The sequence below is a fragment of the Sutterella sp. genome (genome assembly GCF_030539355.1).
Classification (GTDB): Bacteria; Pseudomonadota; Gammaproteobacteria; order Burkholderiales; family Burkholderiaceae_F; genus Sutterella.
Genome location: NZ_JAUNSF010000115.1, coordinates 1 through 9,103, shown reverse-complemented (window position 1 = coordinate 9,103; position 9,103 = coordinate 1). Strand labels below are relative to the sequence as shown.

The 9,103-nt window shown below is 63.6% G+C and carries 4 protein-coding genes and 1 pseudogene; 4 read left to right on the top strand and 1 reads right to left on the bottom strand.

The features are described from left to right. Nucleotides 1-469: 469 nt before the first annotated feature. Entirely contained in the window at nucleotides 470-931 is a 462-nt protein-coding gene (locus tag Q4F91_RS11850; protein WP_303337926.1) for an addiction module antidote protein, read from the bottom strand. A gap of 1,725 nt (nucleotides 932-2,656) precedes the next feature. On the opposite strand from Q4F91_RS11850, the gene Q4F91_RS11845 reads away from it, so the two are divergent. The 4 genes and pseudogenes from Q4F91_RS11845 to Q4F91_RS11830 form a co-directional block, all read left to right on the top strand. Next, nucleotides 2,657-3,892: a dicarboxylate/amino acid:cation symporter gene (locus tag Q4F91_RS11845; RefSeq protein ID WP_303337925.1), complete on the top strand. Its 1,236-nt coding sequence runs from the start codon at nucleotides 2,657-2,659 to the stop codon at nucleotides 3,890-3,892. An 821-nt stretch (nucleotides 3,893-4,713) separates the two neighbouring features. Next, nucleotides 4,714-5,109 (top strand): hypothetical protein, encoded by a 396-nt coding sequence (locus Q4F91_RS11840; protein WP_303337924.1) that lies wholly within the window; start codon nucleotides 4,714-4,716, stop codon nucleotides 5,107-5,109. Between the two features lie 632 nt (nucleotides 5,110-5,741). After that, a complete protein-coding gene (locus Q4F91_RS11835; protein WP_303337923.1) occupies nucleotides 5,742-8,855 on the top strand; it encodes a molybdopterin-dependent oxidoreductase in 3,114 nt (1,037 codons plus the stop codon). Between the two features lie 34 nt (nucleotides 8,856-8,889). Continuing rightward, nucleotides 8,890-9,103: pseudogene (locus Q4F91_RS11830) on the top strand (4Fe-4S ferredoxin); the annotation flags it as partial.

Sequence of the window (9,103 nt, the reverse complement as noted above, 5' to 3'; positions counted from 1 at the left end):
TACCTGGGGGCAGGGCGTCGTGCGCCCGCGGCTCCACTCTGCTTTCATGAAAAAGGAGGACCGCGCTCCGGGCGGAGCGGCGGTCCTTGATCAGGAATAACCGGGACGGGGCGCAGACAGTGCCACCGACCCGGGGAGGAAACGGCCCGGAAGGAGCCGTGCCGCACTCATCAGCGGCGTGAAGCGGGAATGGGTCGGCTGCGGGGCGCGGACCGGCGGCACCAGAGGCGCCCGCCCCGCAGCCGGGAAGCTTCACGCTCGATGAAGGAATGTGCGGCACGTTCGCTCAGGTGCAATCCGGTGTCCCGGCGAAACGTTTCCGAGTCGGATCGTAGCCGCTGGATTGTTGAGAAAAACGCAACAGAGAGTTGCGGTCGTCCGCGGACCGGCCGGAGGCGCCGGAGGCCAAAAGAAACCGCCCGGACTTCAAGAAGCACGGGCGGTGTCGGTGGGGGAGGGAGGCGGGTGGTCAGGCCTTGGCGGGCTTTTTCGCCTTCGTCGTCCTGGCGGCGGGCTTCTTCGCCGGAGCCCTGGCAGCGGCGGGCTTCGCCCTGACGGTTTTCGCGGGAGCGGCCTTGGCGGCCTTCTTCGCGGGCGCCGGGGCCGGCTTCTCAGCGGGGGCCTCGGGTTCGGCGGCGGGGGCGCTCCTCTGGCGCTTCACCTGGAAAACGAAGCCGAGGGACTCGAGCACCTTCACGATGGTGTAGAACGACGGGTTGCCATTCTCCGAGAGGGCGCGGTAGAGCTGCGGACGGCTCACCTGGGTGGACTTCGCGACATCCGTCATGCCGCGCCTGCGCGCTATATCCCCTAACAGCGCGAGGGTTCTGGGTTTGTCGACGGAGGCGAGAGCTTCATTGAGTGCGGCCAAGTCTTCCTTGATCATGGCGTTCTGAGACCGAAGAGTGCTTCGGGTGCGCTGGCTGGTCATTTATAGGTCCTTGGGTGGCGTGTGGTTTTTTCTTGGGGACCGGATCCGGGCCGGGGCCCGGGGTTGGCGGCTTCTTTGAGTTGACATGCCCGGCCGGCCGGCTCGCCTTTCCCGTTTCAGGTCTTTCCTTTTTGCAGGCGGGAGAGGGTTGCCGCAGCGTCGGGCGTCTGAAGACCGGATTGGGCGGCGGGAGGAATCTGAAGCACGCAGGACGGGGCCCGTGCCTTTCAGCCACCCGGGCGGGGAGGACTTCCCCGGCGACGGATGCCGGACTCTGCACAAGGCACTGCCCCTGCAGGCGGTTTCAGATATCCCGGGGCCGGGAGACGCACCGGTGAAGGGTTTCAAGGGACCGGAACGGCGGGGCATCTGGACTGCCTCGGCGACCGGGACGCGGGCTTCTTGCGGAGCAGGGAGGGAGCAGTCAACCGGACATGTCGCTCGCTCCGCGGCCGACCCGTCCGCTTAGATTACCTTATTTTTTGGTATTTGTAATTGGCAATTTTTGCCGCTTCCTCCCGGATACCCCGGCGGGGAGGCCCGGCAAGTTAATGAAATGTAATGCAGGGGGTACAGAACGCAAAGAATGCAAAAGTTGCGTAAAAATTACATCGAAGGCTTTTCTCGGATAGGAAGCATGATGAAAAACAAGGGAAATATTGAAATTCGGGAATCGCCTGATTAATGAAAAATGACTCCGGACGGGGATTGGCGAATCGAATCCGGCATTGCCCGCTGAGCCCCCGCGGAAATTTTCTTTGTATCAATCCTTCGTGGCCGGAGGAACACGTCCGCGGGCGATTGATGTGCCTCCGGCGGAGTATTGAGCATTGCCCCGGGGAGGTATCCGCGAATTCCTCCGCGGCGGAAGTCTCCGCGCGGAGGCGGAGGTGACGCCGCGGCACGTCTCCCCCGGGGGGACCTTGAGACCCGGGCGGCGGCGGTGCGCTTTGGCGTAATACTCATCAATGGGTATCAACGCCCGTCCGAAAGGGAGAGGGAAAGTCACGGACGCTGACGGCGACGTGACACTTCCTCCTTGAGGGCGTTCTCTCCCGGATCGCCTCTCCCGCAGGTGTGCAGAGGCGACGGCGCCTCCCCGGCCGGGAGGTGTCGGGGGGCTTTTCCGGTGTCTGCATCCGAAAGTCGTAGGGGATAACCTTTCTTTCGCTCCCCTCGGAAATTCCCTATATTCCACCCGTGTCCCGCGGAAATGAGCCTCCGGTGGCGACACCTGCCCCGCTCCAGCCTGGAATGGAACGGGGCTTTCTCTTTTCCGCTTCCTCGCATGCGCGGATCTCCGAATCTCATTTCCCCAGCGAAAAACCGGTTCGTCCGCCGCCCGGGCATCCGTAATAGCGCGTTCATGGGATGGGTGAAAAAGCTGCGGAATTTTTGCAATATCCCGGAAACGGCGGTCCACGGTACCCCTGCGGTGTAACGCTCCGTACTACTCTCTCAGGCGTTCCGGGGCGGCTGGCCCCTCATGCACCAATTGCGTGCGCGCGGTTCCTGCAGAAATCGGGCGGCGTCTTCACATTCGGAACCGAGTATTAATCCTGATCAAAAACGGGGGCACTTAGGGTTAATCTTTACAGATCGAGGTTCGCCCGTGTCACAGGAGGCTCGGAGCCGCGGATCGGCACTCACGTGGATCCTCCGCTCTGTCTTGCGGACGGACGCCTCAAACCCGGAAATTCACAGCCCTTTCCCAGGAGATACAGAATGGCTGGAAAAGCAAAGATATCCCTCGCCTGGCAGATGATGATCGGTCTCGCGGTCGGTGTGGTCGTCGGCGCCTTCGTCGACAGCCAGTTCGCCACGACCTATCTGCAGCCGCTCGGCACCCTCTTCATCCGACTGATCCGCATGGTCGTCGTTCCCTTGGTGGTCGCCACCATCATCGCGGGCTCGGCCGGCATCTCCGACACGGCGAAGCTCGGCCGCGTCGCCCTGAAGGTGCTGATCGTCTACGCGATCACGACCGCCATCTCGGTGACCTTCGGTCTGCTCTTCGCGAACGCCATCCAGCCCGGCATGGGCCTCGATCTCTCGACCGAGGGCCTCGCCGCCAAGGCGGTCTCTGCCCCGGCTCTTTCCGAGACGCTCCTCAACATCGTCCCGATCAACCCGATGGAAGCCATGGCCAAGGGCAGCATGCTCCAGATCATCTTCTTCGCGGTGATGTTCGGCTTCGGTCTCGCGGCGCTCGGTGAGCGCGGCAAGCCCGTGCTCAACTTCTTCGAGCTCGTCGGCGACGTCATGATCCGCATGACCGGCTACGTGATGCTCTACGCCCCGATCGGTGTGTTCGGCCTCATCTCCTTCACGGTCGCCAAGCACGGCCTGCAGGTTCTGATCCCGCTCCTCACGCTCGTTCTCACGTCGCTCATCGCCACCGCCGTCCTCGTCTTCGTGATCCTCGTCCCGATGGTCGCGATCCTCGGCAAGACCGGCCCGGCGAAGTTCCTCAAGGGCATCTTCGAGCCCTGGCTCATCGCCTTCACGACGTGCTCCTCCGCCGCGGCTCTGCCGGCCAACCTGAAGGCCGCCCGCATCCTCGGTTCGACCAAGGCCATCGCCTCGTTCTCGATCCCGCTCGGCAACACCGTCAACATGAACGGCACGGCCGTCTACATGGGCGTCTGCTCGGTCTTCGCGGCTGAGGTGTTCGGCATCGACCTCTCGATGACCGACCAGATCACGATCGTTCTCATGGGCGTTCTCGCCGCCGTCGGCACCGCCGGCGTCCCGGGCGCGGGCCTCATCATGACGACCGTCGTCTTCACGCAGGTCGGCATCCCGCTCGAGGCCGTGGCGCTCATCGCCGGCATCGACCGTCTGCTCGACATGATCCGCACCTCGATCAACGTGGTCGGTGACGTGGCCTCGGCCATCATCGTCACGAACCTCGAGGGCGACCTCAACAGCGAGCCCTACGAGGAGGGCGAGGGCGTTTAACCGCTCTTCGCGCACCTTACCTCCCGGATCCCCGCCCCGTCTCTCTTAAGGGGCGCGGCTCCGGGAAGCTCTTGAGAAGGCGTTCCGTTTCGCGCGGAGCGCCTTTTTCTTCACCCCGCAGGCACCGTCCCGCGCCTCATCTCCCCCGGACGCGGGAGGAGGGACCGGGCCGCCCGCGCGAAGCCGCCCCCTCCCTTCGGCGTAGGGAAAAGGAGCATGTCGAGCGCCGCCGGGACACGCTGCAGCCCGCCCGGACATCTGCTCAACGGCGTCGGACAATAGCGGCCCCGGGTTCCTTCGAGGGGCGTCCCGGGCCTGCCGGGAAAACGGTCCGGGGCATCTTCCCGGTGTCGTCCGAAAGTGCGCCCTGGGGGAAAGCGCCCGGGATCGCTCCCGTTCAAGCGCCCCATGAATGTCCGACCGGTCCGGCCGGTCCGGAAGGCCTGCGGCTGAAGGGCGGGCCGGAACCTGTGCCGCCCCGGCCCGGGGCCGTCAGGGGGATCGGTTCCGCGCAGAGGAAAACTCCCGGGTGACGGGCCCGCGGGGAAGGCTGCCCCGGGCGGGCGGAGGGACGTCGGCCGGGAAAACGCCCTACGAATTCAAGCGGAATCCCGTCGGTGTTGCCCATCATCCGATGTACAACAGCAAATGAGAATGACTCTTTTTAGGAGGCTATTTATGAAGTCCGCGGCATATTAAAAAGGACTAGTTCTTACGGACAGTTTCGGAAACTCAGTTTTCATGCTTAACTGAAAAAAGGACCATGAAACTTGAGAGCTGACATGTACTATCCGCTCAGAATAACGAAGCAGGGCCCTGACTTGTATCACCTGACATGCCGCGACCTCCCCGGGTGTGTCATCGAGGAGAACTCCTTCGAGAAGATACTCGCCGCGAGCCCGCAGATCTTCCGCACCTGCATGGAGCTGCACTACCGCAGGCAGAAGCGGGTGATCCCGATGCCCTCGGAACTTCAGGAGGAGGAGACGCCGCTCTACGTGCCGCTGCGCATCCAGGCGAAGATCCTGCTCTGGAACCACATCGCCTCGCGGGGGCTCAAGATCACCGAGGTCGCGCAGATGCTCGGCCTCTCGCGCGACCAGGTCCGCCGCCTCGTGGACCTGTCGGAATCCAGGGCCAACCTCGAGGCCATTGAAAACGCCCTCGTCGCCCTCAACGCGCACTTCACGATGCGCACGGACGGCGATCCGCTCTGAACAATGCACTGAATCCTCCTCGTGCAGGCCTGCGAAACAGAAAGGCGCAGACCTGCACGGCTGGTGATGGGGAGAAGGGCCGCGGGAATCCGGGAAGGTTCCCGCGGCTTTTCCTTGCCCGCCTTCCGGATGCCGTCTCTCTGACGCATCAGTCACCTCGCCCCGGGCCGTCCTCCCGCCCGTGTCACCCCTCCCCATCGGGGCTGCCTCCGTGACCTTCAAGCGGGAGCCGCTCAAAAGTTTGATCGAGATCAATGCGTCACCCGGGTTGAAAGGGTGAGCGCTGTTCACGGCCGGAATAACGACGCCCCCGCGTGCCGAGTAAACGCGCCCGTGCCCCTCCCATATGAGCTACTCACGGGTGGGTATGAAGCGGAATCAAAAATCATCATTTCGTCTGCGGTCAACTACGCCGAAATCTGAAGCGGGAGCGCGCGCGGACCTTTGAAATTAAATTCCGCGCGGACGATGATGCAGGCCATCGGTAAAGGTATGCACTCACTGCTTTTTCTCCCCATCGAGCAAAGGCTGCTGTTCAGCCCCGATTATCAGAAAGACCCTCCAAGGGTTTTCCCCATCACCGGAAAACCAAGGACTCCCAATAACAAACTCTCCCCGTAGGAGACATTTCGATGGACTTATCCCGCAGAAGTTTCCTGAAGCGCGGCCTCGTCATGGGCGCCTCCCCGGTCGCGGCCGGTCTCGCGAGCACTGCCGCCCAGGCTCAGTCTGATGCGCTGCGCAAGCCCTTCAAGCTTGCCAATGTGCAGGAAGCCTTCAACATCTGCTGCTACTGCTCCGGCGGCTGCGGCACGATCGTTTCGCAGCGCAACGGCGAACTGATCAACATCGAGGGCGATCCGGACCATCCGGTGAACCTCGGCGGCCTCTGCCCGAAGGGCATGGCCATGTGGAACCTGCGCAACGTCGTTGACGAGAAGCGCGAGGTGAAGCCCAACCCCAACCGCGTCTACTACCCGATGGTCCGCCGTCCGGGCAGCAAGGAGTGGGAGCGCATCACCTGGGAGCAGGCCTACGAAGGCATCGCCCGCCATGTGAAGAAGACCCGCGACGCCACCTTCAAGAAGGAGGAGGACGGCTTCCAGGTGAACCGCACCGAGGGCATCGCCTTCCTCGGCGGCTCGCAGATCAACAACGAGGAGTGCTGGCTCCTTCAGAAGTTCTGCCGCACGATCGGCTCGGTCGCCATCGACAACCAGACCCGCGTCTGCCACTCCTCCACGGTGGCCGGTCTCGCCCCGTCCTTCGGCCGCGGCTCGATGACCTCGCACTGGTGCGACTTCGCCAACTCCGACGTCATCATGACGACGGGCTCGAACAACTCCGAGAACCATCCGCTCTCCTCGCGCTGGGTGCAGCGCGCCCAGGACAAGGGCGCGACCTGGATCGTGATCGATCCGCGCTTCACGCGTTCGGCCAAGAACGCCGACATCTACGGCCGCATCCGCCCGGGCACGGACATCGCCTTCTTCGGCGGCTTCATCTCGTACATCATCGAGAACAAGCTCTACCAGAAGGACTACATCCTCAACTACACGAACGCCGCGTGCCTGCTCCGTCCGGACTACAAGTTCGACACCGCCACCGGCCTCTTCTCCGGCTGGGATCCGGTCAAGCAGACGTACTCCAACAAGACCTGGGGCTACGACGTCGACCACGACGAGGTGTGGGACACCTCGCCCACGGGCAAGTACGCCTGGGTGAACAAGCCCGGCACGCCGAAGTTCGAGCCGCCCGCTCTGCACGTCATGAAGCGCGACATGACCCTTGAGAACCCGCTCTGCGTTCTCAACGTCGTCAAGCGCCACTATGCCCGCTACACGCCCGAGGTCGTGAGCCGCGTGACCGGCATGGACATCGACGTCATGAAGAAGATCTGGGACGTCTACGCCTCGACCGGCGCCCCCGAGAAGTCGGGCGCGATCCTCTACGCCCTCGGCCAGACGCAGCACACCTACGGCTCGCAGAACTGCCGCGCCATGTGCATCATCCAGCTCCTGCTCGGCAACATCGGCGTCGCCGGCGGCGGCATCAACGCGCTTCGCGGCGAGCCGAACGTCCAGGGCGCGACCGACCAGGCCTGCACGGTGCCGGACGTCCCGGGCTACCTCAAGTGGCCGACGCTCCCGCAGCACAAGACCCTCGCCGACTGGCTCCACGTCGAGACCTACGCCGACGGCTACTACACGAACAAGCCCAAGTTCTTCGTCTCGTGGCTCAAGGAATTCTTCGGCGAGAACGCCACCTACGAGAACGACTACGGCTACGACATGCTCCCGAAGATCGGTCCGCGCCTGCCCGCCTCCGCCTGGACCACGATCGGCACCTTCCACATGATGCGCGACGGCACCATGAAGGGCTACTTCGCCTGGGGCATGAACCCCGCGCACTCGACGCCGAACGCCAAGTTCGCGCGCCACGCCATGGCGAACCTCGACTGGCTCGTCTGCGCCGACTGGTTCCCGACCGAGACCGCGACCTTCTGGAAGGCCCCGGACATGAAGCCCGAGGAAATCAAGACCGAGGTCTACTTCCTGCCGGCCGCCCTGATCTATGAAAAGATCGGCTCGATCTCGAACTCCGGCCGCTGGATCCAGTGGCGTCAGCAGGGCATCCTCCCGCCGGGCGAGTGCAAGCCTGACTTTGAGATCATCGAGCTCCTCTTCGCGAAGATCCGCGAGCTCTACCAGAAGGAAGGCGGTGCCTACCCCGACCCGATCCTCAAGGCCCACATGGACTACAAGATCGACGGCAAGTACGACCTGCGCGCCGCCTGCTGGGCCATGAACGGCTACCGCGTCAAGGACGGCAAGCTCCTCCAGGGCTACTCCGAGCTTCAGGCCGACGGCTCCACCGCCTGCGGCATCTGGATCTACTCGGGCTACTGGAACAACAACAACGCGCCGCTCGACGCCACGCAGCAGCCGACGATGCGCCGCGGCAAGGACGATCCGACGGGCCTCGGCATCTTCAAGAACTGGTCCTTCGCGTGGCCCAACAACCGCCGCGTGCTCTACAACCGCGCCTCGGCCGACATCAACGGCAAGCCCTGGAACCCGGCCAAGACCCTCGTCGAGTGGAAGGACGGCAAGTGGATCCAGAACGACGTGGGCGACTTCACGACGGCCAATCCGCCTGACAACAAGGCCTTCTTCATGACCTGGGAACAGAACGCGCGTCTCTTCTCGTACGTCATGGGCGACGGCCCGCTCCCCGAGCACTTCGAGCCGTTCGAGGCGCCGACGAAGAACCTCTTGAACGACGGCGAGAAGAACCCCTGCGCCCTCTTCACCAAGGACAAGTCCGCGGCCCAGGGCGACATCGGGACGTACCCGTACGTCGCGACGACCTACTCGGTGGTCGAGCACTGGCAGACCGGCGCGCAGACGCGCTCCTGCCCGTGGCTGAACGAGCTCGTTCCGACGAACTTCATCGAAATCTCCGAGGAGCTCGCGAAGGAAAAGGGCATCAAGAACGGTGACATGGTCCGCGTCTGGAACAACCGCGGCTCGGTCAAGGTTCACGCGATGGTCACGATCCGCATGGAGCCGATGACGATCGACGGCAAGAAGACGCACGTCGTGGGTCTGCCGCACCACTTCTCGTGGGCCGGCTGCTTCGCCACGGGCGACACCGTCAACGACCTCACGCCGAACGTCGCTGATCCGATCAGCTTCATTCCGGAGTACAAGGCCTTCCTCGTCAACATCGAGAAGGCGGCCTGATCCCGGGCGGTTCCAGAATTAGGAGACTAGACAAATGGCAAATTCGAAAGAAGTCGCGATGCTGTTCGACGCCTCGCACTGCACCGGCTGCCGCGGCTGCCAGGTCGCGTGCAAGCAGTGGAACGTGCTGCCGGCGCCGCTCGGCCTCAACGCGAACAAGTTCACGGGTTCGCTCCAGGGCCCGATCGACCTCAACGGCGACACCCGCCTCATCATGACCTTTGATGAGCAGCCGTCGGGCAACAAGT